Below are 25,164 nucleotides of genomic sequence, written 5' to 3'. Positions count from 1 at the left end.
AAGGAGAACCTCACGACGGCCGACCTCGACCTGATCGAGATCAACGAGGCCTTCGCGTCCGTCGGCATCGCCTCGGGCGAGAACCTCGGCCTCGACGACGACCGGGTCAACGTCAACGGCGGCGCGATCGCGCTGGGCCATCCGATCGGGATGTCCGGGGCCCGGTTGGTGCTGCACCTGGCACTCGAGCTCGGTCGCCGCGGCGGTGGCGTCGGGGCGGCCGCGTTGTGCGGCGGTGGCGGGCAGGGCGACGCGCTCGTGCTCCGCGTCGGTTCCTGACGGTGCCTCGGGCCGCAGATGTTGAGCTGCTGACGGCGGCCCGGGCTGGGGACAGGCGATCAGTCGCCCGGCTGATCTCGGCTGTCGAGGAGGACGGGGCCGACCTCGGTCCCTTGACCGAGTTGCTGGTCAAACACGCCTCCGGCTCCTACGTCGTCGGGCTGACCGGCGCACCTGGGGTCGGCAAGTCCACGACCACCTCGGCGCTGGTCGCCGAGTATCGGCGGCGCGGGTTCCGGGTCGGGGTGCTGGCCGTCGACCCGTCCTCGCCGTTCTCCGGCGGCGCGTTGCTCGGCGACCGGATTCGGATGGCCGAGCACTCCGGCGACGACGGGGTGTACGTGCGCTCCCTGGCCGCCCGCGGCCATCTCGGTGGCCTGGCCCACGCGGTCCCGCACGCGCTGCGGGTGCTCGACGCCGCCGGGTACGGCGTGATCCTGCTCGAGACTGTCGGGGTCGGGCAGTCGGAGGTCGCGGTCGCGGCGGCGGCGGATACCGCGGTGGTGCTGCTCGCGCCGGGAATGGGCGACGGCATCCAGGCGGCCAAGGCCGGCGTGCTGGAGATCGCCGACATCCTGGTCGTCAACAAGGCCGACCGGGACGGGGCCGAGGCGGCCGCCCGCGAGGTCTCGGCAGTGCTGGCCCGGACTGCGGCGGACCGCTCCTGGGAGCCCCCGGTGCTGCGCACGGTCGCCACGACCGGGGTCGGCATCGGGGCGTTGGTCGACGCGATCACCGCGCACCGGGAGATGCTCGACCTGTCCGGTGATCTGGAACTGCGCCGCCGGCGCCGGGTGGCCGCCGAGATCGAGGCGGTGGCGCTGGGTCTGCTGCGCCGCCGCGTGCTGGCAGCGGCCGGCGACCGGGCGCTGGACGCACTGGCCGCCGCGGTGGTGGCCGGGCACCTCGATCCGGAGGCCGCCGCGCGGCGCCTCGTCGGGGACGGCTGACCCGGGATCGATCACCCGGCCGTCCCGTGGCGGTCGGTCGAATGACTCCGCCGGGACCCGGATCGACCTACCCTGGCGACTGGGGCAGTGCTCTGCCCTCGACGGGACGGTGAGCGACATGGCCTGGGCAGCCTGGTTGGCGGCGGCAGCCGTGTTGGTGCTGTTGGAGATGACCACCGTCCATCTGCATTTCGCGATGCTGGCCCTCGCGGCGCTGGTGGCAGCGGCCGTCGCGCCCGAGGCTCCGGTCGGTGTCCAATTGGGCGCCGCGCTCGCGGCCGCGCTGGTCGGTCTGCTGGTGATCCGTCCGTTCGCCTTGCGTCACCTGCAGTCCGGGCCGCAGTTGATCAGCGGGACCGCGGGCCTGGTTGGCCGGCCGGCACACGTGCTGGCCCGGGTCGACCGCGGCGGCGGCCAGGTCAAGCTGGCCGGCGAGGTGTGGTCGGCGCGCTCTGCCGACGAGGCGAGCGTCTACGAACCGGGACAGGACGTCTCGGTAATCCGGATCGACGGCGCCACCGCGCTGGTCGGGTGATCTGAGGATGCGTCACATGGCAGGTTTCATCGTGCTCGGGGTCCTGATCCTGATCGTGCTGGTGATCCTGGCCCGATCCGTGCGGATCGTGCCGCAGAGCCGGGCCGGTGTCGTGGAGCGCCTCGGGCGCTACTCCCGGACGTTGAGCGCCGGGCTCACCGTGCTCGTGCCGTTCGTGGACCGGCTGCGCCCGTTGATCGACCTGCGCGAGCAGGTGGTCTCGTTCCCGCCGCAGCCGGTGATCACCGAGGACAACCTGGTCGTCAACATCGACACCGTCATCTACTTCCAGGTGACCGACCCGCGCGCGGCCACCTACGAGATCGCGAACTACATCGCCGGGGTCGAACAGCTGACCGTTACCACGTTGCGCAACGTCGTCGGCAGCCTGAGCCTGGAACGGGCCCTGACCTCCCGCGACCACATCAACGCGCAACTGCGCGGAGTGCTCGACGAGGCCACCGGCCGGTGGGGGCTGCGGGTCAACCGTGTCGAACTGAAGTCCATCGACCCGCCGCTGTCGATCCAGGGCGCCATGGAGCAGCAGATGCGCGCCGAGCGGGACAAGCGCGCCGCGATCCTGACCGCCGAGGGGTTCAAGCAGTCCCAGATCCTGACCGCGGAGGGCGAACGACAGTCCCAGATCCTGCGGGCCGAGGGCGAGCGGCAGGCGGCGATCCTGCGCGCCGAGGGTGAGGCCCAGGCGCTCAAGACCGTGTTCGCGGCGGTCCACGAGGCCGACCCGGACCCGAAACTGCTCGCCTACCAGTACTTGCAGACCCTGCCGCAACTCGCCAAGGGCGAGGCGAACACAATCTGGGTGGTGCCCAGTGAACTCGGCAAGGCCCTGGAGGGCCTGGGCGCGATGTTCGACGGGCGAACCGGCGGCGACGCCGGGAGCTGACGGGAGGGGTGCGTAGTGCTGGCGACGCCGGTGGGTCGGTTGCGGGTGTTCTCGGTGCTGGAGGCGATCAGTTTCCTGTTCCTGCTCGGGGTCGCGGTACCGATGCAGATCGCCGGGAACCGGGTGCTGGTGATGCCCGCCGGGATGACCCACGGGATCCTCTTCGTGCTCTACGTGCTCACCGCGCTGGACGTGCGCAGCCGGTTGTCCTGGCCGAATCCGGTGGTGCTGAAGGTGCTGGTGGCCGCGGTGATCCCGTTCGCGCCGTTCGTCGTCGAGCGCCGGCTGCGCGGGCTGGAAGCTCCGACCCGCGGCTGACACGGGACCGATTTCAGCGGTCGGCGCGCCGGACGGCAGGATGGAGCCATGCCGCAACAGCCCCCCACCCCGCGCATCCCCACCGCCGGTGCCGTCGACCTGTCCGCCCTGAAGGCGCGGGCGAACCGAGCGAGCCCACCGTCCGGGGCGCCTCAGCAGCCCCCGGGCCGCCCCGCGGCCGGCGGCTCCGCGCTCGGCGTGACCGCCCAGCACCGCTCCGGGCCGCCGGCGCCGGCCGGCGGCGCCGACCCGTCGAACCCCTTCGTGATCGAGGTGACCGAGGCGACCTTCGAGGCCGATGTGATCGGCACCTCGATGCAGGTGCCGGTCCTGATCGACTTCTGGGCCGACTGGTGCGATCCGTGCCGCCAACTCTCGCCGATGCTGGAGAAGCTCGCCGCGGAGTACGGCGGCAGGTTCGTGCTCGCCAAGATCGACGTGGAGGCCAACCAGCGCCTCGCGGCGATGATCCAGGTGCAGGCGCTGCCGACGGTGATCGCGGTGATCGGTCAGCAACCGGTGCCGCTCTTCCAGGGTGCCCTGCCGGAGGACCAAGTCCGGGATGTCATCGAGCAGGTTCTGCAGTTGGCGGTGACTCAGGGCATCACCGGTCGGGTCGCCCCGCGCGAGGACGACGGCGCCGACGACGAGGCCGACGACGACCAGGCGGTGCGCTACCCGGACGCGTTGGCAGCGCTGGCCCGCAACGACCTGGACGCGGCCTACGATGTCTACGCCGAGGCCTTGTCCCGCCAGCCCGGCGACCCGGAGGCCGAGCAGGGCCTGGCCCGGGTCGCGCTGCTGCGCCGGGTCTACGCCGCCGATCCGGTGACGGTGCGTCAGGAATCCGCCGAGCGCCCGACCGACGTCGCGGCGCAGTGCCTGGCCGCCGATCTCGACGCCGTCGGCGGATCGATGGAGGACGCGTTCGCTCGCCTGATCGAGACGGTCCGGATCACCGGCGGAGCCGACCGCGACGCGGCCCGCGAACACCTGCTCCTACTGTTCGAAATCGCCGGGCAGAACGACCCCCGGGTCTCCGCGGCCCGCCGCGCACTGGCCAGCGCCTTGTTCTGAGTCACCGCGTTCTGAGTCACCGCACGTCGGACAAGGAGCGGCCGCCGTCGGGGACCCGACGGCGGCCGATTCCTGTCCTGGCTCAGGAGGCGCCGGCGCCCATGTTGTAACGAACCAGCGCCACACTCAGCGTCTTGCCCTGGACCGCAGAGCCGATCGCGACGAGCTTGTTGCCGGCCTGCATCACGCCGGCGCTGCCGAGCGCGGCGTCGCCGACCTGGCTGGTCACCACCCCACCCGTGCCGAACGACGCATCGACCACCCCGCCCGCGTAGTAACGCGACACCACGAGCTTGCGGGCGCCCTTGTCCAGGGCCGCGCCGATGACCACGAGCCGTCCGTCGGCCTGCCGCAGCAGGGCGCCCGGCAGGGCCGCGCCACCGTCCCCGACCGGGGACAGCAGGACGCCGTTGGTCCCGAACGCCGGGTCCGGCGCACCGGCGGCGGTGTACCCGACCAGCGCAACCTTGCCCTTGCCGCCGTCGGATGCGACGCCGGCAGTCGTGATGCCGCCGCCCGGCTCGAGAACCGCCGAGGTGATCGATGCCTTCTGGCCGCTGCCGACCGCGGTCACTGCCTTGCCCCCGGTGCCGAACGTCGGGTCGAGCGCACCGCCCGGGGTGTAGCGGGCGAGGGCAAACGCCGCGAGCCCGTTCGGATCGGCTGCCGACCCAGCCAGGACGATGTCGCCGTTTGGCGCCAGCAGTGCCGCGGCGGCGGTGGCCTGGCCGCCTTTGCCGAATGTGGTGATCGTGGTTCCGGCGGTGCCGAAGCTGGTGTCGAGCGTCCCGTTCGGGTTGTACCGGACCATCGCGAAGCCGCCGCCGGTGGAGTTCGTGGCCGAACCGGCCGCGACGATCTTCCCATCGCCCTGCAGGGCCAGCGACGACATCGACGCCCTGGTGTCTCCGACTTTGGTCAGGGCGAGCCCGGCGGTCCCGAAGGTCGAGTCCAGCGCACCGGCTGCCGAGTACCGTGCCAGTGCGAAGTCGGCCTGGCCGTGGTCGGCGGCAGTACCCGAGGCGATGATGTTGTTGCCGGACATCGCCAGTGCGGTCACGAACGCGAGCTTGCCGTCGCCGACCGCCGTGAGCGCGCTGCCGCCGGTGCCGAAGCTCGTGTCCGGAGAGCCGTCGGCATTGAAGCGGGCCAGCGCGAACTTACGCACCCCGCCGTCCATCGCGCTGCCGCCGACGACGATCTTGCCGTCCGGCTGCTGAACCGAAGCGGTCACCAACGGGCTCTGGCCCAGCGAACTGAGCACGATCCCGGTGTGTGCCGAGCCGAACGTGGTGTCCAGCGTCCCGTCAGCGGCCATCGCCGCCGTCGCGGTCGTGACCACGACCGCCCCGGCCGCGGCTGCCGCCGCGGCGCGTCGCCCGAAGCGGCGCCGCCGGCCGCTCCAGTCGATCTTGTTGGTCTTGAGCCGAACGAACATCGAGTTGCCCCCGCCCGTGATTCCGCCCGGGCCCGCGGAACGGCGGGCCAGGTTGTTGGATCCAGCCTGAACCGCGGTACCCGTGGCAGTCCGGCCGAACCGGCAGGGTTCACCCGTACGGCGCAACCCGATCGGCGCCCGCGTGAGGAGCTCAGCCGACAGTCGTGTCGATGGCCCAGTTCGAGTCGTTGAGGTCCGCCGCGGTGTACGGCAGCAGGGCGTGGTCGCCGAGTTGGACCTGGTAGAAATCGGCGTCCGGAACGTCACTGACCGCGAAATGCATCGCGCAGCCGGCTGCCGAAGCCTTGCTCGAGTCGATCTGGCCGCGTGCCAGGACCGAGCCGTCCCGGTCGAGCACCCGCACCGGTGCCCCCGTGGCCAGGTCGGTGTAGTCGCCGGTGCCGATGCACGGGGCGCCGTCGACCGGGGCGGCCCCGGCCAGCTTCACGATGCCGTTCAGGGTGTGCGAGGACGGGGTGGTCGCCCCGCTGCTGGCGCTTGCGAAACCGGCGGCCACCAGACCGACTGCGCACAAGCCGGCCAAGCCGGCGGAGACCGCCTCCCGGCGGGACCGACGGACGGCGATCGGTTCGGTTGCGACGTCGAGCGACAAGGCATCCCCCAAAGATCACGGGAAAAGGGCTGCCGCAGTCATCGGTCGCCGGCGGGCCGGGCTTTAGCGCTGCGATCATCGATGATCGCAGCGCGCACTCTCATACGCGGATGGGGCACTCTCATACGCGGAAGGTCGGTCAGGCCGTGCTGGGCCGGACGAGGATCTCGACGTCGTCGTCGCCGATCACGTAGGCGATCGCACGGCTGGGGTGCTCGACCTTGCGGATCACCCGCGCGGTGCCATCGCGCAGGCAAGCCGGCACGCCGTTCTCGACAGCGCCGCGCATGACCAGGTCGCCCAGGCGCACCAGCACGTGGGTGTCGCCCTCGGTGCCGACCAGGTACGGCCGCAGGTTCGAGCCGTTGCGCGGGGCCGGGACGGCGGGCGCCGGCCTGCGCACCTTGGCGACAACCGACGCGGCGGCGGACCGGGGACGGCCGATCAGGTTGCGGGTCTCGGTGGACGGCTCCATCGCAGGTGGCTCCCTCAATCGTCAGCGACTTGACTGAGGTTTGACGCGCACTGACGTCACACGGTTCCCATAAGTTCTGCTGTGCCGCAAATGCCCCACCCCGAGCCAGAAGTGGGGTGGTGCGCCGTCAGCGGCCGATGCCGGGGTGGCGCAGCCAGACGGTGGCCAACGGCGGCAGGGTCATCTCCGCCGAGGCGGGCAGTCCGTGCCACGGCTCCTCGATCGCGTCGAGGCCACCGAGGTTGCCGACACCGCTGCCGGTGTACTCGATCGCGTCGGTGTTGACCGCCTCGGTCCAGCGGCCGACCATCGGCAGGCCCACCCGGTAGGAGGAGTGCGGCATGTTGGCGAAGTTCGAGATGCACGCCAACGCCGAACCGTCGCCCGAGCGCCGCACGAACGAGAACACGTTGCCGGCCGAGTCGTTCGCGTCGATCCAGGAGAACCCGTCGGGTGTGCCGTCGAGCTCCCACAGTGCACGGGTCTCGCGGTAGTTGCGGTTCAGGTCGCGGACCAGGTGCTGCATGCCGGCGTGGTCGGCGAACTGGAGCAGCCACCAGTCCAGCCCGCCGGCCTCGGACCACTCGCTCTCCTGGCCGAGTTCGGCGCCCATGAACAACAACTTCTTGCCCGGGTGCGCCCACATGAAGGCCAGGTAGGCGCGCAGGTTCGCCAGCTTCTGCCAGCGGTCGCCGGGCATCTTCCCGAACAGGGAGCCCTTGCCGTGGACGACCTCGTCGTGCGAGAGCGGCAGGACGAAGTTCTCCGACCAGGCGTACATCAACGAGAACGTCATCTCGTTGTGGTGGTAGGTGCGGTAGACCGGGTCGTGGCTGACGTACGCCAGCGAGTCGTGCATCCAGCCCATGTTCCACTTGAAGCCGAAGCCCAGGCCGCCCAGGTGGGTCGGGCGGGTGACGCCCGGCCAGGCCGTCGACTCCTCGGCGACGGTGAATGCGCCCGGCACCCGCTTGTAGACGGTGGCGTTCATCTCCTGCAGGAACGTGACGGCCTCGAGGTTCTCGCGTCCGCCGTAGATGTTGGGTTCCCACTCGCCGTCCTCGCGCGAGTAGTCCAGGTAGAGCATCGAGGCGACGGCGTCGACCCGCAGGCCGTCGACGTGGAACTCCTCCAGCCAGTAGCAGGCGTTGGCCACCAGGAAGTTGCGGACCTCGGTGCGGCCGAAGTTGAACACCAACGTGCCCCAGTCGGGCTGGGTGCCGCGGCGCGGGTCCGGATGCTCGTAGAGATCGGTGCCGTCGAAGTCGGCCAGCGCCCAGTCGTCGCGGGGGAAGTGCGCGGGCACCCAGTCGATGATCACGCCGATCCCGGCCTGGTGCAGGCGATCGACGAGCATCCGGAAGTCGTCCGGGTCGCCGAAGCGAGAGGTGGGCGCGAAGTACGAGGACACCTGGTAGCCCCACGAGCCACCGAAGGGGTGCTCCGCGGGCGGCAAGAACTCGACGTGGGTGAACTCGAGGTCGCGGACGTAGCCGACCAACTGGTCAGCCATCTGACGGTAAGTAAGATCCTTGTGCCACGAGCCCAGGTGCACCTCGTAGATGGACATGGGGGAGTTCACGTCGTGGTGCTTGACGCGGTCGGTCATCCACTGCGGGTCGCCCCAGTCGTAATGCGACTCGTGGACCACGGAGGCGGTGGCCGGCGGCTTCTCGGTCGCGAATGCGAACGGGTCGGCCTTCTGCCGCCACTGGCCGTCCGGGCCGAGCAGCTCGAACTTGTAGCGGGTCCCCGGTCCGATGTCGGGCACGAAAAGTTCCCACACCCCGCTGGAACCCAGCGAACGCATCGGATGTCCGGCGCCGTCCCAGTAGTTGAAGTCGGAGACCACGCGCACGGCGCGGGCGTTCGGCGCCCACACCGCGAACGAGACGCCGGTGATCTGCCCGCCGGGGGTGTCGTAGCGGCGCACGTGGGCGCCGAGCACGTCCCACAACTGCTCGTGGCGACCTTCCCCGATCAGGTGGATGTCCACCTCGCCCAGGGTCGGCCAGAAGCGGTAAGGGTCGTCGACGATGTGCGCCGGGCCGTCGTAGGTGACCTCGAGGCGGTAGTCCGGGACGGTCGGCCCGGGTACGACGGCGGTGAACAGACCGTCGCCTGTCGTGGTGGCCTCGAACCGGTGACCGTCGGCAAGCACGGTCACCGCGGTGGCGTGCGGTTTCAGCACCCGCACGGTCACCGCGCCGTTGTACGGATGCCCGCCCAGCAGCGTGTGCGGGTCGTGGTGGGCCCCGGAGAGCAGTCGCTGCGCCTCGGCCGCCTCGAGCGGCTGGGCGGTCGGCGGCCCCGAGGCCGTGGAGCGTTCGCTGCGGGTGTCTGTCACTTCGTCATCCTCGGTCATCGCCTGGCGGGTGGACGGTCAGCACGTGTGCGGGTTCGGTGAACGGATCGAGCCGGACGTAGTTCGCCCGCCCCCAGACCCAGCTGGATCCGGTGAAGGCGTCGGCCACCACGAACCGGTCGTCCCAGCCGAGACCGAGTGCCGGCATGTCCAGGTTCAGAGTTGCTTGCTGCGCGGCGAACGGGTCGACGTTCACCACCGTGATCACGCTGTCGCGGCGGCCGTCGGACCTCGTCGCGGTCTTCGACCACGCCAGCATCAGCGGGTTGTCGATCTCGTGGAAGGTCAGGTCGCGCAACTGCTGCAGGGCCGGGTGTTCGCGCCGCAACCGGTTGAGCAGCGTCAGGTACGGGGCAAGGGTGTTCGGTGAGTTCCAGTCGCGTGGGCGGTACTCGTACTTCTCCGAGTCGAGGTACTCCTCGCTGCCCGGTCGCACCGCGAGCCGCTCGAACAGTTCGTAGCCGGAGTACACACCCCAGGCGGGAGAGAGCATCGCGGCGAGCACGGCCCGGATCTTGAACGCGGCCGGGCCGCCGTTCTGCAGGTACGCGTGGAGGATGTCCGGGGTGTTGACGAAGAAGTTCGGCCGCATGAAGTGCGCGGTCTGCTGGGAGAGTTCCTCGGCGTACTCCCGCAGTTCGGTCGCACCGGTGCGCCAGGTGAAATACGTGTAGGACTGCTGGAAACCGACCTTGGCGAGCTCATGCATCATCGCCGGCCGGGTGAACGCCTCGGCCAGGAACAGCACGTCCGGGTCGGTCGTGTTGATCTCGCCGAGCAGTTCCTCCCAGAAGGCCACCGGTTTGGTGTGCGGGTTGTCGACGCGGAAGATCCGCACCCCGTGGTCCATCCAGTACCGCAGCACCCGTTGGCACTCGGCAAGCAGGCCCGGGTAGTCGTTGTCGAAGTTCAGCGGGTAGATGTCCTGATACTTCTTCGGCGGGTTCTCCGCGTAGGCGATCGATCCGTCGACTCGGGTGGTGAACCACTCCGGGTGCTTCTTGACCCACGGGTGGTCCGGCGAGGCCTGCAGCGCGAAGTCCAGCGCAACCTCGAGCCCGAGGTCCTTGGCCGTGGCCACGAATACGTCGAAGTCAGCGATCGTGCCCAGGTCCGGGTGGATCGCGTCGTGGCCGCCGTCCTCCGAGCCGATGGCCCACGGCGAACCGGGGTCGTCCGGTCCGGGGGTCAACGTGTTGTTGGGGCCTTTGCGGAACGCGTTCCCGATCGGGTGGATCGGCGGTAGGTAGACGACATCGAAGCCCATCGCGGCGATGCCGGGCAGCCGCGCGGCGGCGTCGGCGAAGGTGCCGGAGCGCGGCGGGTCGAGCTGGGCGCCCTCGCTGCGCGGGAAGAACTCGTACCAGGACGAGAACAGCGCCTCGCGTCTCTCGACCAGCAACGGCTGGCGCTTGGCTGCGGTGACCAGTTCGCGCAGCGGGTACTCGGCCAGCACCGCGGCGGTCTCCGGCGACAGGGCCGGTGCCAGCCGGGCCTCGATCGGGCGCTCCTTGTCGCGCAGCGCGTGCACGGTGTCGAGCAGCAGTGCGCGCGAGTCGCCGAGGGGGACGTCCTCGGCGGCACGGGTGAGCAGGCGTGCCCCGGTCTCGAACATCATCTCGACGTCGATGCCGGCCCGGATCTTGATCGTCGCGTCGTGGATCCAGGTCGCGATCGGGTCGCCCCACGCCTGGACGGTGAACGTCCACCGCCCGGTGCGAGCGGCACTGATGCGAGCTCCCCAGCGGTCGGTGCCGGGCGCGAGTTCGCGCATCGGCACGACGTCGGTGACCTTGCCGCGCGGGTCGCGCACGACGACGTCGGCACAGACCGCGTCGTGGCCCTCGCGGAAGACCGTCGCGCGTACCTCGAACTCCTCGTCGACCACGGCTTTCGCCGGGCGGGTGGCGCAGTCGACGGAGGGGTGCACATCGCTGATGGGGATGCGTCCGTTCATCCATGCGACGCTACCCCTGCCGGAGAGCAGCCATTCCCACAAACTTCACCCGGCTCCTGCCTACGCCGGACGAGTGCTCAGAGTCACTCGGACGGCCCCTCCGTTAACCTGGACGACCGCACCCGGAGACCTCGCGAAACATGCGCAGGGCATAGGTTGACTGCTCGTGAGAGCCATCCGCCGGTTCACGGTCCGTACCGCGCTGCCCGTCCCGCTGCGTCCACTGGGGGAGCTGGCCACAAATCTCCGGTGGTCCTGGCACGGCGACACCCGCACGTTGTTCGCGGCGGTGGACCCGCAGCTCTGGGAGTCCGTCGGGCACGACCCGGTGAAGCTGCTCGGCGCGGTGTCGACGGAGCGGTTGGCCGAACTGGCCGCTGACACCGAGTTCCTCGCGCTGATGAACCTCGCGGTTGGCGACCTGAACACCTACTGCAGCGACGAGAGGTGGTACCAGCGCGCCGACGCGAAGGCCGGCGACCTGCCGCGCTCGATCGCGTACTTCTCCCCGGAGTTCGGCATCACCGCGGTGCTGCCGCAGTACTCGGGTGGCCTGGGCATCCTGGCCGGCGACCACCTGAAGGCGGCCAGCGACCTCGGTGTCCCGATCATCGGCGTGGGTCTGCTCTACCGGCACGGCTACTTCATCCAGTCCATGTCCCGGGAGGGCTGGCAGCAGGAGCGCTACCCGGTCCTGGACCCCCACGAGTTGCCGATCGAGGCGCTGGCCGAGGAGGACGGCACCCTCGTCCGGGTGCGAATCTCCTTGCCGGGTTCGCGAGTTCTGGTCGCGAAGGTCTGGAAAGCGGCCGTCGGTCGCGTCCCGCTGCTGCTGCTCGACTCCGACGTGGAGGAGAACGGCGCGTTCGAGCGCGAGGTCACCGACCGGCTCTACGGCGGCGGCTCGGAGCACCGGTTGCACCAGGAACTCCTGCTCGGCATCGGCGGTGTGCGCGCGGTCCGCGCCTACTGCCGGATCAGCGGCACCCCGGCGCCCGAGGTGTTCCACACCAACGAGGGCCACGCCGGATTCCTCGGCATCGAGCGGATCCGGGAGTACATCGAGGACGATGGTCTGCCGTTCGAGGCGGCGGTCGAGGCCGCCCGGGCCGGCACGGTGTTCACCACCCACACCCCGGTCCCGGCCGGTATCGACCGGTTCCCGCGCGATCTTGTCGCCCAGTACTTCGGCGGCGACAACGCCAGCCCGGTGATCCCGGTCGAGCGGGTGCTCGCGCTGGGCGCGGAGACCTACGCCGGTGGCGACCCGTCGGTGTTCAACATGGCGGTCATGGGGCTGCGGCTGGCGCAGCGGGCCAACGGCGTCAGCAAGTTGCACGGCGCGGTCAGCCGGGAGATGTTCGGTGGACTGTGGCCCGGCTTCGACCCGGACGAGGTCCCGATCACCTCGATCACCAACGGGGTGCACGCCCCGACGTGGACCGCTCCCGAGGCGTTGGAGTTGGCCCGGCGCGAGATGGGGCCGGGGTTCATCGCCACCGCCGAGGACTGGGGCGGGTTCGACGCCGTCCCGGACCGGGCGCTGTTCGATCTGGCCACGGCCCTGCGTGCGCGGCTGGTCGCCGCGACGCGTCGTCGGCTGCGGGCGCAGTGGACGACGCGCGGTGCCAGCGATGCCGAGCTGGGCTGGATCGGCAAGGTGCTCGACCCGGACGTGCTCACGATCGGCTTCGCCCGTCGCGTTCCGTCCTACAAGCGCCTGACTCTGATGCTGCGCGACCCGGCCCGGCTGGCCGCGCTGCTCAACCACCCGGAGCGCCCGGTCCAGATCGTGGTGGCCGGTAAGGCCCACCCGGCCGACGACGGCGGCAAGCGCCTGATCCAGGAGCTCGTCCGGTTCTCCGACGACCCTGCGGTACGCAACCGGCTCGTGTTCCTGAGTGACTACGACATCGCCTTGGCCGCGGAGATGATCCCCGGCTGCGATGTCTGGCTGAACAACCCGCTGCGCCCGCTGGAGGCCTGCGGCACCTCGGGGATGAAGGCCGCCCTCAACGGCTGCCTGAACCTTTCGGTGCTCGACGGCTGGTGGGACGAGTGGTACGACGGGGAGAACGGTTGGGCCATCCCCTCGGCCACCGGTGTGGACGACCCGGAGCACCGCGACGACCTCGAGTCGAACGCGCTGTACGACCTGATCGAGACCGCGGTCGCGCCGCGTTTCTACGAGCGCGACGACGCAGGCCTGCCCGCGCGCTGGATCGAGATGGTCCGGCACACGATGAAGTCGCTCGGCCCGAAGGTCATGGCGACCCGCATGGTCTCCGACTACGTGAACGAGCTCTACGCGCCGTCGGCTCGGTCCTCCCGCGAGCTCGCCGAGGACAAGCTCGCCGCGGCCCGTGAGCTGGCGACGTGGAAGGCCAAGGTCCGTGCGGCATGGGGTGGGGTCCGCGTCGAGCACGTCGAGGCGGCCGGGGGCTCCGACGGCGCCTCGGTCGGCGAGCGGATGACCGTGCGGGCCTTCGTCGCGCTGGGCGAACTGGCGCCGGAGGACGTCGAGGTGCAGTTGGTGCACGGCCGGGTCGACGAGGCCGACCAGTTGACCCAGACCAGCCGGTTGGCGCTGGCCGTGGGCAAGGAGTACGAGGGCGGCCGGCTGCGTTACGAGGGCACGTTCTCCTTGGACCGCAGCGGGCCGTTCGGCTACACCGTGCGCGTGCTGCCGACCCACCGACTGCTGGCCGGCCCGGCCGAGCTCGGCCTGGTCGCGGTGCCGCCGGCCCCCGGCGCGATGACCGAGAGCTACGCCTTCCGCTGAGCAGGCCCGGCCCGGGCCGGAGGTCAGCCGACGGACAAGCCTGCGCCGGCCGGGTCTCGTGGACCCGGCCGGCGCAGGTCTTCCTGTCCGTCTCGCGGCGGTTTCCGCGAGCCGCGCAGTTTCTTGGCCCGTCTCGCGGCGGTTTCCGCGAGTGGGGAGTCGGGTGGGGTGTGCCGGGTGGGTGTCAGGCCGCGCGGCGCTCGAGGCCCTCGATGCCGCCCTCGACGACGAGGGCGACCTCGACGCACATGCGGCGGGCGATGGCGAGGCACTGCTCGGCGAGGTCGAACGCCTGGTTGACCGTCTCGCTCGGCCGCAGTACGGCGGTCGGGACGAAGGTGCGGGCAGTGTGGCCGAGCGACGAGGCGATCTCGGTCACGGCCGTCTCGGCGTGGATGCGGGCATCGGCGAGCGACGACGTCGGCGTGGTCGTCCGGGCGTTGGTGCTGCGCTGACCCGGGGTGCGGCGCGCGTCGACGGGGGCTTCGATGGTGGCGGTGGTCATGGTCGTCCTCCGGCGTCGGTGTCCTTACACCCGGAGCCTTGCCGCATCTTGCTACGGCCTGGCGGCATCAACCCCAAGTGTCGATGAACTGCCGGCCAACCGGTCTGGTCGGACGTGGTGGAAGGCGATCCGAAGCACCTCGGCCGAATTCGGCAGCATCGCCAGCGTGTCCCCGCCGCGCAGTTGCGGCCGGCGGACCCGGCGGCCGGACTCGTCGCTGGTCGACAGCACCGGGAGGTAGTCCGTCGGCTGGTTCAGCTTCGGCAGCACGAAGGTCACCGGTTCGGCCCCCGCGTGCAGCAGGAGCAGGAAACTGTCGTCGCGCAGTTGCTCACCGTCGCTTCCGCAGCGGGTCACCGCGTCGCCGTTCAGCAGCATGCCCAGCGTGCGAAGTTCGCCGTTGCCCCAGTCCGGCGGGCTCAGCGGGCCCCCGGACGGCAGGAACCACTCCACGTCGGGGCGGCCGTCGCTGTCCAAGCAGTCGCCGGTGAAGAAGTTGCGGGATCGCAACACCGGGTGGGCCGAGCGCAGCCTGAGCAGGTCGCGGGTGAACCTGGTCAGCCGCTCCGCGGTTTTGCCCGAGGTCCAGTCCACCCACGTAGTGGCGTCGTCGAGGCAGTACCCGTTGTTGTTGCCGCCCTGGGTGCGGCCCCGCTCATCCCCGGCAACCAGCATCGGCACCCCGGTGGAGAGCACCAGGGTCAGCAGCAGGTTCCGGATCTGACGGTCCCTCAGAGCGGACACACCCGGGTCGTCGGTCTCGCCCTCGATTCCGCAGTTCCACGAGCGGTTGTCGTCGGTGCCGTCGCGGTTCGCCTCGCCGTTGGCCTCGTTGCGCTTGGCCGAGTAGGTCACCAGGTCGCGCAGGGTGAACCCGTCGTGCGCGGTGACGAAGTTGACCGAGGCCTCCGGCCGCCGCCCGTCGTGATTGAACTGGTCGGAGGACCCGGCCAGGCGCGAGGCCAGGTCGACCACGCCGTGGCCGGCGCGCCGCCAGAAGTCCCGGACCTCGCCGCGGAACCGGTCGTTCCACTCCGCCCACGGCGGCGGGAAGCGACCGAGCATGTACCCGCTCGGGCCGAGGTCCCACGGCTCGGAGATCAACCGGACCCCGGACAGCACCGGGTCCTGCTCGAGCACGGTGAGCAGGCGGGAGCGCGGGTCCGGGCAGTCGCCGTCGCGCAGCAGTGCGGGCGCCAGGTCGAACCGGAAACCGTCGACGCCCATCTCGGTGACCCAGTACCGCAGCGAGTCGGCGATCAGGCCGACCGCGTGCGGGTTCCGGACGTCCACGGTGTTCCCGCACCCGGTGGTGTCCTCGTAGACCGCGGCCGAGGTCTGCCGGTACCAAGCTGCGTCGTCCAGGCCACGGAAACACAGCGTCGGACCGGTCAGGTCGCCCTCGGCGGTGTGGTTGTAGACGACGTCGAGGATCACCTCGAGCCCGGCGGCGTGCAGTGAGCGCACCATCTCCTGGAACTCGGTGACCTGGCCGCCGCGGCTGCCGGAGGCCGAGTAGGCGGCGTGTGGGGCGAAGAACCCGATGCTGTTGTACCCCCAGTAGTTCCGCAGGCCCCGCTTGAGCAGGTGCTCCTCGGAGACGAACTGATGCACGGGCAGAAGTTCGACGGTGCTCACGCCGAGGTCGGCCAGGTACTCGGTGACGGCCGGGTGACCCAGCCCGGCATACGTGCCACGCAAGTGCTCGGGGACGTCGGGGTGGGCACGGGTGAAACCGCGCACGTGCAGTTCGTAGACGATGCAGTCCGCCCACGGCCGCTCCACCGGCGGGCCGGCCGGGACCGGGGTCGATCCCACGATCACCGACAGCGGTACGTGCCCGGCCGAGTCGCGGGCGTCGATCACCGCGTCGCTGCCGCCGTGGATGTGGCCGAACGTGCTCGGGTCGCCGTGCCAGTCGCCGTCGATCGCCCGGGCGTACGGGTCGAGCAGCACCTTGGCCGGGTTGAACCGGTGGCCGCGGGCCGGGTCCCAGGGTCCGGCGACCCGGAAGCCGTAGCGGTCGCCCGGTCGGGCGTCGGGCACGAAGCCGTACCAGACGTCCGCCTCGCGCTGGGTCAGCTCGACCCGACCGTTCTCGGCGCCGGCGTCGTCGAACAGGCAGAGCCACACCGACTCGGCCGGGCCCGAGCGGATGGCGAAGTTGGTGCCCCCGGCCTGGGCGTCGTGCGTCGCGCCCAGGGGACGGGACGACCCGGGCCCGGGCGGGTGCGATACGGCGGACATCGCGGCCCATCATTCCCGAAGCCCGACCGGTAGCGTTCGCGGCAGGACGGTTGTGTACCCGGTTGGGCGAAGGAGCTGCAATGGGCGAGTTCGTGCGTGTGGAGACCTCCGGCGGAGTGGCGACGATCCGCCTGGACCGACCCAAGATGAACGCGCTCAATATCCAGGTCCAGAGCGAGATCCGCGACGCGGCCGCCGAGGTGACCGCCGACCCGGCCGTGGCCGCCGTGGTGATCTACGGCGGCGAGCGGGTCTTCGCCGCCGGGGCGGACGTCAAGGAGATGGCCGACATGAGCTACGCGGAGATGTCCGCGCACTCTGTCGTGCTGCACAACTGCTTCACGGCGGTCGCGAAGATTCCCAAGCCGGTGATCGCCGCGGTGACCGGCTACGCGCTCGGCGGCGGCTGCGAGCTGGCGATGTGCGCGGACTTCCGGGTCAGCGGGCAGAGCGCCAAGTGGGGACAGCCGGAGATCCTGCTCGGCATCATCCCCGGCGCCGGCGGCACCCAGCGCCTGCCGCGTCTGGTCGGCCCGGCCAAGGCCAAGGAGATCATCCTCTCCGGCCGGTTCGTCGACGCCGCCGAGGCGCTGGCGATCGGGCTGGTCGACAAGGTCGTGCCGGACGCCGAGGTCTACGAAGCCTCGCTGGCGTGGGCCCGGACCTTCGTCAACGGACCGGCGCACGCCATCCGGGCGGCCAAGCTGGCCGTCGACCGCGGCATCGAGCTCGACCTGGACAACGGCCTGGAGGTCGAGCGACTGCTGTTCTCCGCGCTGTTCGCCACCGATGATCAGTCGATCGGCATGAGGTCGTTCGTGGAGAACGGCCCGGGCAAGGCGGAGTTCACCGGGAAGTGACCGAGGCCACTCCGTCCGGCGAGTTACGTGCCTTGTAGAATTTAGCTACCGCTCAGTAAGCTACTGATCAGTAACGACGAGCGACTCTTGGGAGAGCGATCAGTCGATGGACATCGTGGTGTGCGTGAAGCAGGTCCCGGACACGTGGGCCGAGAAGAAGTTGAAGCCGGACACGCAGACCCTGGACCGCGGTGGGGACAACATCCTCAATGAGATGGACGAGTTCGCCATCGAGGCCGCGCTGCAGTTGACCGAGGCGCACGGCGGTTCGGTGAAGGTCCTGTCGATGGGCCCGGACAGCGCCACGGATGCGATCCGTAAGGCGTTGTCGATGGGCGCTGACGGTGCGGTGCATGTCATCGACGACGCTTTGGCGGGCTCGGACGCGGTTGGCACGTCCCTGGCGTTGTCCAAGGCGTTGGAGCGCATCGGTTCCTACGACATGGTGATCGCCGGGTCGGAGTCCTCGGACTCGCGGACCTCGGTGGTGCCGGCGATGCTGGCCGAGCGGCTGGGTCTGCCGCAGTTGACGTTCGTGCGAAAGATCGAGGTCGACGGGTCGGCTGTGAAGGTCGAGCGGATGACTGATGACGGCTACCAGGTTGTGGCCGCCTCGCTGCCGGCTGTGGTGTCGGTGATCGAGAAGATGAACGAGCCGCGCTACCCGTCGTTCAAGGGAATCATGGCGGCCAAGAAGAAGCCGGTCGACGTGGTCAGCGCCGCCGACCTGGGGCTGGATGCCGCCTCGGTGGGCCTGTCCGGGTCGTGGACGGCGGTGGCCGATGCCGCGAACCGTCCGCCGCGCACCGCCGGCACCGTCGTGGATGACGAGGGCAACGGTGGCAACGCACTGGTGGAGTTCCTGGCCGGCGCCAAGTTCGTCTGACCGTCACAAGACCTAGGCCCCATTGATATATCTAGAGGAGTAGGGCAGATGGCTCAGGTCCTGGTGCTCGTGGAGCACAGTGACGGCGCAGTGAAGAAGGTCAGCCTCGAGTTGTTGACGATGGCCAAGGCGGTCGGGGAACCGGCCGCGGTGTTCGTCGGGAACGGCATCGATGCGGCCGCGGGGAAGTTGGCCGAGTACGGCGCGGTCACGATCTACGTCGCGGACGCGGCTGAGCTGACCGAGTACGTGGTCGCCCCGACCGCCGAGGTGCTGGCCAAGCTGGTGGCCGAGACCTCCCCGGCCGCGGTCCTGGTCGCTGCCACCGCCACCGGCAAGGAGATCGCGGGCCGGTTGGCGATCAAATCCGGCTCCGGGGTGCTCACCGATGCGACCGGGATCGCGTCTGACGCCGGCACCGTGGTCGCCACCCAGTCGGTTTTCGGCGGCGCCACGATCGTGCACTCCAAGGTCACCCACGGCACCCCGATCATCGCGGTGTTGCCCAATGCCACCGGCCCGGTCGCTTCGCCGGCCGCCGGGGCGCGGGTACCGGTCTCGGTCGAGCTTTCCGCCTCGGCCAAGGCGGCCAAGATCGTCGATGCGGTCGTGGAGGAGAAGGGCGAACGCCCGGAGCTGACCGAGGCCGCGATCGTGGTCTCCGGCGGCCGCGGCGTGGGCTCGGCGGAGAACATGGCCGTGGTCGAGCGGCTGGCCGACGCGCTCGGCGCGGCGGTCGGTGCCTCCCGCGCGGTGGTCGACGCGGGTTGGTACCCGCACCAGTCGCAGGTCGGGCAGACCGGCAAGACCGTGTCCCCGCAGCTGTACATCGCCTGCGGGATCTCCGGGGCGATCCAGCACCGCGCCGGGATGCAGACCTCCAAGACGATCGTCGCGGTCAACAAGGACCGCGAGGCCCCGATCTTCGAACTGGTCGACTACGGCGTGGTCGGTGATCTGCACAAGGTCCTCCCGCAGGCCACCGAAGCCGTCCTGGCCCGCAAGAACGGTTAGCCGGGGAAATGGCCGGCGGCCTGGGGGCCGGGCGCGGGTTAAGGTGAACGAACCACCTGCGAAAGGCGCTTCAGTGTCCGACCAGTCCACCGTCCACGACTGCGCCCGGCGGGGCCGTGTCGCCTCGATCGAGTTGGCCGTGGCATCCCGCGCCGCCAAGGATGCCGCGCTGCGCGCGATGGCCGACGCGCTGGAGGCCGCCATCGCCGAGGTCTGTGCGGCCAACGACTCCGACGTGGCCCGGGCCCGCGAGGGCGGCACCAGCGAAGCGATGATCGACCGCCTGCGCCTCGACCCGAGCCGGGTGGCCGCGATGGCTGCCGGCCTGCGCGACGTGGCCGGCCTGCCCGACCCGGTGGGTGAGGTCGTCCGCGGCTCGACGTTGCCCAACGGGTTGGAGCTGCGGCAGGTCCGCGTGCCGTTCGGCGTGGTCGGGATGATCTACGAGGGTCGGCCGAACGTGACCGCCGACGCGGCCGGGCTGGCTGTGAAGTCCGGCAACGCCGCGCTGCTGCGCGGGTCGTCGTCGGCGAAGGCATCCAACACCGCGATCGTCGCCGCGTTGCGGGCCGGGCTCGAGAGCGCCGGGCTCCCGCCCGACTCCGTCCAACTGGTTCCCGGCGACAGCCACGACTCCGTCAAGCACCTGATGCGCGCCCGCGGCCTGGTCGATGTGCTGATCCCGCGCGGCGGCGCCTCGCTGATCCGCACGGTGGTCGAGGAATCCACCGTCCCGGTGATCGAGACCGGCGTCGGCAACTGCCACGTCTACGTGGACTCCGCGGCCGACCTCGATGCCGCCGAGCGGATCCTGGTCAACGCCAAGGCACAGCGGCCCAGCGTCTGCAACGCCGCCGAGACCGTGTTGGTGCATGCCGATGTCGCGGAGAAGTTCGTACCGCGTGCGGTGGCGGCGCTGCAGGCCGCCGGGGTGACGATCCATGGCGACGCGGAGTTCGCCCGTCTTGGCGGCCCCACGGTCGTCGCCGCGGTTCGGGAGGACTGGGACACCGAGTACCTCTCGCTGGACATCGCGGCGGCAGTGGTGCCTTCCCTGGAATCCGCCATCATCCACATCCGGGAGCACGGCAGCGGCCATACCGAGGCCATCATCACCGCTTCGCAGCAAGCGGCCCGGCGGTTCGTGGCGGCCGTGGACGCCGCTGCGGTCGTGGTCAACGCTTCGACCCGGTTCACCGACGGCGGGGAGTTCGGCTTCGGTGCGGAGATCGGCATCTCCACTCAGAAGCTGCACGCCCGAGGCCCGATGGGCCTGGCGGAGCTGACCTCGACTAAGTACGTCGTGACCGGCGACGGACACATCAGAGGCTGACCCCCGGCTGGGGATCGCGGGGCTCGTTCTGCGATCCTGGAACCGAAGCCGCGCAGACCGGGAGCATTGACGATGATCGCGAACACCACGCTGGTGCTGAATCAGGTCCTGGCCGATGCCGCCGCCCACGAGCACCACAATCACCCGTACCTGGTCGGCATCTCGGTCTTCGTCGGCCTGACGGTGCTGCTGCTGATCACCCTGCAGTTCAACCGCGACCGCTGAGTTCGCTCGGCCGGTGACGGTACAGCGGCTGGGGGTGATGGGCGGCACGTTCGATCCCGTCCACCACGGACACCTGGTTGCCGCCGCTGAGGTGGCCGACCGTTTCGACCTCGACGAGGTCATCTTCGTGCCGACCGGCGAACCCTGGCAGAAGACCGGGCGCCCGGTCTCGGCCGCCGAGGATCGCTATCTGATGACGGTGATAGCCACCGCGGCCAACCCCCGCTTCTCGGTCAGCCGGGTCGACATCGACCGCGGCGGGCCCACCTACACCGTCGACACCCTGCATGACCTCGCGGCGCAGCGCGGCCCCGACACCGAGTTCTTCTTCATCACCGGCGCCGACGCGCTGGGCGCCATTCTCGGCTGGCGCGACGCGACCGAACTGGCGCGGTTGGCGCACTTCATCGGCTGCACCCGGCCCGGGCACCCGCTGACCGACCCGGGGTTGCCCGACGCCCGGGTCAGCCTGGTCGAGGTACCGGCCTTGGCGATCTCGTCGACGGACTGCCGGCAGCGCGTCGCCGCCGGTCGGCCGATCTGGTACCTGGTGCCCGACGGGGTGGTTCAGTACATCGTGAAGCGGTCGTTGTACCTGGTGCCGCCGCAATGACTGCTGACGGGAGGTCAGATCCCACCTCGGTCGAGCAACCCGTCGACCCCGAGGCCGACGGCGACACCGGCTGGCTGAACTTCGTGCACTCCCGGGCCGGGACGCGCATCGACCGGCGCGAGGCCCGCCGGGAACGACGGGTGGTCCTGGCCGTGCTGCTGGTCGTGATGGCCGTGATCGCCGGCGTGCTGGTGTGGCGGCCGTGGACGGGTCGGTCGGTCGCGGACACGGGCGCCGCCGCGTTGGGCGCCGATCGGGTGGCGATGCTGCTGGCCGTCTCCGACAGCAAGGGCGCGATCGCGACCGCCGTGCTCGAGCAGGACCGGCGCGACGGTGGCAGCGGCGCCGTGGTTGCCGTCCCGAGCACGCTGAACCTCTCCGTCGAGGGCTTCGGCACGCTGTCCGTCCACGACGCCGAAGCCGGTGCCGGGCCGTCGCTGACCCAGGACGCGCTCGGCTCGCTGCTCGGGGTGCCGTTCGTGGGCACCTGGGACATGTCGTTCGACAACTTTGCCGGTCTGGTGGACCGGCTCGGCGGGATTACGGTGGGCGGGGTCGCGGCGTCCGACGCGAAGGTGCTGCTGGCGCACCCAGGGGACACGAACGTGGTTCGTGACGTCGCCGCCGGCTTCGCCGGTGCTTTCCCGTCCGGCTTCAGCGCAACGCGAACCCTGCTCGGCAGCCTGGGCGTGCTGGACGGACCAGGCCTTCCGGTGCCCCGTGTGGCGGCGGTGTTGTCCGGGCTGTCGCGCGAGGCTCCGGCCGGGCACCTGCGCACCGCTACCCTGCCGCTGGACACCTCCGGTCACAACCTCGACCCCGCGGGCGCGCAGCCGATCATCACCGGTTTCCTGGGCGGCGCCCCGGGGCAGGGGCGGACCGACACCACCCCGCGAATCGCTGTCTCACTCGGTTCCGGTGCGGGGCTGGCCGAGGGCGATGCCCGGGCCGACGTGCTGGGCGCCGGGTACCAGTACGTCGCCGGGCCGGCAGCCGCGGCGAACGCGGTCAACGCGGTGGTCGTGCGGACCGGGACGGCCGACGCGCTCAAGCTGGGCGCCGCGATCGCCGCGCTGTTCAACCTCCCGACCTCGGTGGTCCGGGTCGGCGCCGACGTGCCGTTGGGCGCGGATGTCTCCGTGACCCTGGCGAAGCAGCCCTGATCTGCGGGTTCGGCTTACGGGTGAACGTATATGGGAGGATGTCCCACCGTGACTGCATCCGAACACGCCGTGGAATTGGCGATCGCCGCCGCGCAGGCTGCCTCGGACAAGTTGGCCGAGAACATCCTGGCGTTCGACGTCAGCGAGCAGCTCGTGATCACCGACATCTTCGTGCTTTGCTCGGCGTCCAACGACCGCCAGGTGAAGTCGATCGTCGACGAGATCGAGGACCGACTGCGGGAGCTGGGCGAGCGCCCGGTGCGCCGCGAGGGCCAGCGCGAGGGGCGCTGGGTCCTGCTGGACTACGCGGACCTCGTCGTCCATGTCCAGCACGCCGAGGAGCGGATCTTCTACGCCCTCGAGCGGCTCTGGAAGGACTGCCCGACCGTGGAACTGCCCGAGTCGGTACGGGTGGGCCGCGACGGCCCCCGCGCGGCGGGCTGAGTTCTCGCTGATGGGTCGTCAGGTGGTGGTCTGGCGTCACGGCCGGACCGAGTGGAATCTGGCTGGGCGCTTCCAGGGTCAGAGCGATGTGCCGCTCGACGAGGTGGGGCGCGAGCAGGCCCGCCGGGCGGCGCGGATCCTCGCGGCCTTGGGCCCGGCCGCGATCGTCTCCTCGGACCTGGCGCGGGCCTCGACGACGGCCGACGCGCTGGCCCGGCTCACCGGGCATCAGGTCGCGCTGGACCCGGGCCTGCGCGAGACCTACCTGGGCTCCTGGCAGGGCCTGACCCGACAGGAGGTCGACGATCGCTACCCCGGCGAGGAGGCGGCCTGGCTGCGCGGCGAACTCGAGCGCCGCGGCGGCGGGGAGAGCATGCCGGAGGTCGCCGACCGCGCCGTTACCGCGGTGCAGCAGGCGCTGGAGAAGGTCGGCCCGGACGACACGTTGGTCGCGGTGACCCACGGCGGCTCCGGCCGCGTGCTCATCGGCCGTCTGGTCGGGCTGCCCCCGGAGCACTGGAGCGCGCTGGGGGTGCTGTCCAACTGCAGCTGGACCGTGCTGCGGGAACGCCCCGACCGTCGCTGGTACATCACCGAGCACAACGCCGGCACCCTGCCCGAGCCGGTCCTCTCCGACGACTGAGGCCGGGCACCGTGTAACCCGCGTGCCTATCCACTTGTGTGGATCACGAGTGCGTGAACCGACGCGCCGAGTCGGAAGCTGCGCCCCTGCCGGCGCGCCCGCCCGCCGATGCGCCATCGTTGCGTGTGGTCGATGCGGAGTTTTATCCCGACTGGGACGCCGTCTACCGCGACAACGCCGGGCGGGTGTACCGGTTGATGTACTCGAAAGTCGGCAACCGCGCTGACGCCGAGGACCTGACCGCCGAGGTGTTCACCGCAGCGCTGCGTCCGTTGCGGGTGTCGGCCAGTGCCCCGGAAGTGCGCGCCTACCTGTTCGCGACGGCGCGAACCGTGCTCGCCGGGCACTGGCGGCGGACACTGGGTCATGAGGTCACCGTCCTCGACTCCGACGACGAGCGGTGGCTGGTGGCCGAGTCGCCGGCGCCCGAGCAACCGAGCACCGCGCCGGACCGGGCGGCGGCACTGTTGGCGGTACTGCCGGAGCGGCAGCGACAGATCCTGCAGTTGCGATTTCTGCAGGCGGCTTCGTTGAAGGAGGCGGCGGCTGCGATGGGGATCACCGTGGCCAATGCGAAGGTGTTGCAGCACCGGGCGTTGCGCGCCGCGGCGAAGATCGGAGCGGACCTGTGAACACCCGGGGTGTGCGTCGATTCGTCGACGATCTGTTGGCCGGGCGACGTCCCCGGCCGTTCACCGTGGACGATCCGGAGGACGCAGCCGCGCTGCGCGCCGCGATCACCCTGGCTGCCGCCCAACCGGGCGCGGACGAGCCGCGACCGGAGTTCCTGGCCGATCTGCACCGGAAGCTGGCCGAGCGATCCGAGGCTGAGGGCTCGCAGAACGTGGTGCCGTTGGCGCGGCCCGTCGGTCCGACCCGCCGGCGAGTCCTGCTCACCGGATCGGTGGCGGCCGGCGCCGCGGCGATCGGGGCCGTCGGCGAGCACCTGCTGACGTCGCGTCAGGACGACGGCGCCACCCCGTCCGCCGCGGCGGCACCCACCCTCGACCCCAACGTCGGTACCTGGCGCAGCATCGGCTCGGCAGCCGACCTGGCTCCGGGCGCGGTGCTGCGCTTCGACGTCGCATCTGTGGTCGGATTCGTCACCCGCGACTCGGCCGGGGTCCGCGCGGTCTCCGGGATCTGCACGCACCTGGGCTGCCGGCTCAACCTGGACTCGGCCACCCGACAGCTTGACTGCCCGTGCCACAGCACGTCCTTCGCGGTCGACGGCACGCTGGTGCGCTACCAGCTCGCCAAGGCACCCGCGCCGCTGCCGCAGATCCAGGTCCGGGAGAACAACGGGGCCATCGAGGTCTACGTACCGGTGCAGGGGGTCTGAGAGGCGCCACTGTGGGGCCGCCGGGCCGGGGTGGCTCGGCGCCGTTGTATCGACTGGGCTGGGCGCGGATTTGGCGGTTGCGGTTCAGACGGCCTATAGGAGGGAGGGGGTTCGGACCGTAACCACTGTGCAGGTCCGTTGCACGTCGGTCACCGGTTCCCGAGTCCGGTACTCCTGATCGCAGTAACCAGCTACG

The 25,164-nt window shown here is 70.7% G+C and carries 25 protein-coding genes; 18 read left to right on the top strand and 7 right to left on the bottom strand.

Annotation, left to right across the window (positions count from 1 at the left end):
* From VHU88_06125 to VHU88_06100, 6 genes are all read left to right on the top strand, one after another.
* The coding region (locus VHU88_06125; GenBank protein HEX3611246.1) for an acetyl-CoA C-acyltransferase at positions 1-279 on the top strand (279 nt) is incomplete at its 5' end.
* Between the two features lie 2 nt (positions 280-281).
* Positions 282-1,229 carry a methylmalonyl Co-A mutase-associated GTPase MeaB gene (gene meaB / locus VHU88_06120; protein HEX3611245.1) on the top strand — a complete coding sequence of 316 codons (948 nt, stop codon included), beginning with the start codon at positions 282-284 and terminating at the stop codon, positions 1,227-1,229.
* A gap of 118 nt (positions 1,230-1,347) precedes the next feature.
* Complete coding sequence (locus VHU88_06115) at positions 1,348-1,764, top strand: NfeD family protein (protein ID HEX3611244.1); 417 nt, start codon at positions 1,348-1,350, stop codon at positions 1,762-1,764.
* A 16-nt stretch (positions 1,765-1,780) separates the two neighbouring features.
* The gene (locus VHU88_06110; GenBank protein HEX3611243.1) at positions 1,781-2,668 is read left to right on the top strand and encodes an SPFH domain-containing protein; all 888 of its coding nucleotides are present in this window, start codon (positions 1,781-1,783) and stop codon (positions 2,666-2,668) included.
* Positions 2,669-2,683: 15 nt separating this feature from the next.
* Positions 2,684-2,986 carry a DUF3817 domain-containing protein gene (locus VHU88_06105; GenBank protein ID HEX3611242.1) on the top strand — a complete coding sequence of 101 codons (303 nt, stop codon included), beginning with the start codon at positions 2,684-2,686 and terminating at the stop codon, positions 2,984-2,986.
* Between the two features lie 48 nt (positions 2,987-3,034).
* Entirely contained in the window at positions 3,035-4,063 is a 1,029-nt protein-coding gene (locus tag VHU88_06100) for a tetratricopeptide repeat protein (GenBank protein HEX3611241.1), read from the top strand.
* A gap of 82 nt (positions 4,064-4,145) precedes the next feature.
* Here the strand turns inward: VHU88_06100 and VHU88_06095 are convergent, their stop codons facing one another.
* The 5 genes from VHU88_06095 to VHU88_06075 form a co-directional block, all read right to left on the bottom strand.
* Positions 4,146-5,501, bottom strand: coding sequence for a hypothetical protein (locus VHU88_06095; GenBank protein HEX3611240.1), 1,356 nt, complete (start codon positions 5,499-5,501; stop codon positions 4,146-4,148).
* 151 nt (positions 5,502-5,652) lie between these two features.
* The gene (locus tag VHU88_06090) at positions 5,653-6,114 is read right to left on the bottom strand and encodes a hypothetical protein (protein ID HEX3611239.1); all 462 of its coding nucleotides are present in this window, start codon (positions 6,112-6,114) and stop codon (positions 5,653-5,655) included.
* Positions 6,115-6,253: 139 nt separating this feature from the next.
* Positions 6,254-6,589: a hypothetical protein gene (locus VHU88_06085; protein HEX3611238.1), complete on the bottom strand. Its 336-nt coding sequence runs from the start codon at positions 6,587-6,589 to the stop codon at positions 6,254-6,256.
* Between the two features lie 127 nt (positions 6,590-6,716).
* Entirely contained in the window at positions 6,717-8,936 is a 2,220-nt protein-coding gene (gene glgB / locus VHU88_06080; protein ID HEX3611237.1) for a 1,4-alpha-glucan branching protein GlgB, read from the bottom strand.
* A gap of 4 nt (positions 8,937-8,940) precedes the next feature.
* Entirely contained in the window at positions 8,941-10,911 is a 1,971-nt protein-coding gene (locus tag VHU88_06075) for an alpha-1,4-glucan--maltose-1-phosphate maltosyltransferase (protein ID HEX3611236.1), read from the bottom strand.
* A gap of 166 nt (positions 10,912-11,077) precedes the next feature.
* Between VHU88_06075 and glgP the strand changes: the two genes are divergently transcribed.
* Positions 11,078-13,693 (top strand): alpha-glucan family phosphorylase, encoded by a 2,616-nt coding sequence (glgP, locus tag VHU88_06070; protein HEX3611235.1) that lies wholly within the window; start codon positions 11,078-11,080, stop codon positions 13,691-13,693.
* Between the two features lie 184 nt (positions 13,694-13,877).
* Here glgP and VHU88_06065 read toward each other — a convergent pair whose 3' ends face one another.
* A complete protein-coding gene (locus VHU88_06065; protein HEX3611234.1) occupies positions 13,878-14,198 on the bottom strand; it encodes a hypothetical protein in 321 nt (106 codons plus the stop codon).
* A gap of 51 nt (positions 14,199-14,249) precedes the next feature.
* Positions 14,250-16,445: a glycogen debranching protein GlgX gene (gene glgX / locus VHU88_06060; GenBank protein ID HEX3611233.1), complete on the bottom strand. Its 2,196-nt coding sequence runs from the start codon at positions 16,443-16,445 to the stop codon at positions 14,250-14,252.
* 80 nt (positions 16,446-16,525) lie between these two features.
* Here glgX and VHU88_06055 point away from each other — a divergent pair, with 80 nt between their 5' ends.
* From VHU88_06055 to VHU88_06005, 11 genes are all read left to right on the top strand, one after another.
* Entirely contained in the window at positions 16,526-17,305 is a 780-nt protein-coding gene (locus VHU88_06055; protein HEX3611232.1) for an enoyl-CoA hydratase-related protein, read from the top strand.
* Positions 17,306-17,411: 106 nt separating this feature from the next.
* Complete coding sequence (locus tag VHU88_06050; GenBank protein HEX3611231.1) at positions 17,412-18,191, top strand: electron transfer flavoprotein subunit beta/FixA family protein; 780 nt, start codon at positions 17,412-17,414, stop codon at positions 18,189-18,191.
* A gap of 48 nt (positions 18,192-18,239) precedes the next feature.
* Entirely contained in the window at positions 18,240-19,205 is a 966-nt protein-coding gene (locus VHU88_06045; protein ID HEX3611230.1) for an electron transfer flavoprotein subunit alpha/FixB family protein, read from the top strand.
* Positions 19,206-19,278: 73 nt separating this feature from the next.
* Positions 19,279-20,538, top strand: coding sequence for a glutamate-5-semialdehyde dehydrogenase (locus VHU88_06040; protein HEX3611229.1), 1,260 nt, complete (start codon positions 19,279-19,281; stop codon positions 20,536-20,538).
* A gap of 72 nt (positions 20,539-20,610) precedes the next feature.
* Positions 20,611-20,763 (top strand): hypothetical protein, encoded by a 153-nt coding sequence (locus tag VHU88_06035; protein ID HEX3611228.1) that lies wholly within the window; start codon positions 20,611-20,613, stop codon positions 20,761-20,763.
* 13 nt (positions 20,764-20,776) lie between these two features.
* Positions 20,777-21,376 carry a nicotinate-nucleotide adenylyltransferase gene (gene nadD, locus VHU88_06030; protein ID HEX3611227.1) on the top strand — a complete coding sequence of 200 codons (600 nt, stop codon included), beginning with the start codon at positions 20,777-20,779 and terminating at the stop codon, positions 21,374-21,376.
* Positions 21,373-22,539 carry a hypothetical protein gene (locus tag VHU88_06025; GenBank protein ID HEX3611226.1) on the top strand — a complete coding sequence of 389 codons (1,167 nt, stop codon included), beginning with the start codon at positions 21,373-21,375 and terminating at the stop codon, positions 22,537-22,539. Before nadD ends, VHU88_06025 begins: the two co-directional genes overlap by 4 nt.
* Positions 22,540-22,587: 48 nt before the next feature.
* The gene (rsfS, locus tag VHU88_06020) at positions 22,588-22,983 is read left to right on the top strand and encodes a ribosome silencing factor (GenBank protein HEX3611225.1); all 396 of its coding nucleotides are present in this window, start codon (positions 22,588-22,590) and stop codon (positions 22,981-22,983) included.
* Between the two features lie 10 nt (positions 22,984-22,993).
* The gene (locus tag VHU88_06015; GenBank protein HEX3611224.1) at positions 22,994-23,626 is read left to right on the top strand and encodes a histidine phosphatase family protein; all 633 of its coding nucleotides are present in this window, start codon (positions 22,994-22,996) and stop codon (positions 23,624-23,626) included.
* Positions 23,627-23,751: 125 nt separating this feature from the next.
* Positions 23,752-24,258, top strand: a complete 507-nt coding sequence (locus tag VHU88_06010; protein ID HEX3611223.1) for a sigma-70 family RNA polymerase sigma factor — start codon at positions 23,752-23,754, stop codon at positions 24,256-24,258.
* A complete protein-coding gene (locus tag VHU88_06005; GenBank protein ID HEX3611222.1) occupies positions 24,255-24,968 on the top strand; it encodes a Rieske 2Fe-2S domain-containing protein in 714 nt (237 codons plus the stop codon). Before VHU88_06010 ends, VHU88_06005 begins: the two co-directional genes overlap by 4 nt.
* Positions 24,969-25,164: the final 196 nt, after the last annotated feature.

The sequence above is a fragment of the Sporichthyaceae bacterium genome, from assembly GCA_036269075.1.
GTDB lineage: Bacteria > Actinomycetota > Actinomycetes > Sporichthyales > Sporichthyaceae > DASQPJ01.
The sequence above is the reverse complement of the archived record's forward strand: the minus strand, read 5'-3'. Positions and strand labels throughout refer to the sequence as shown.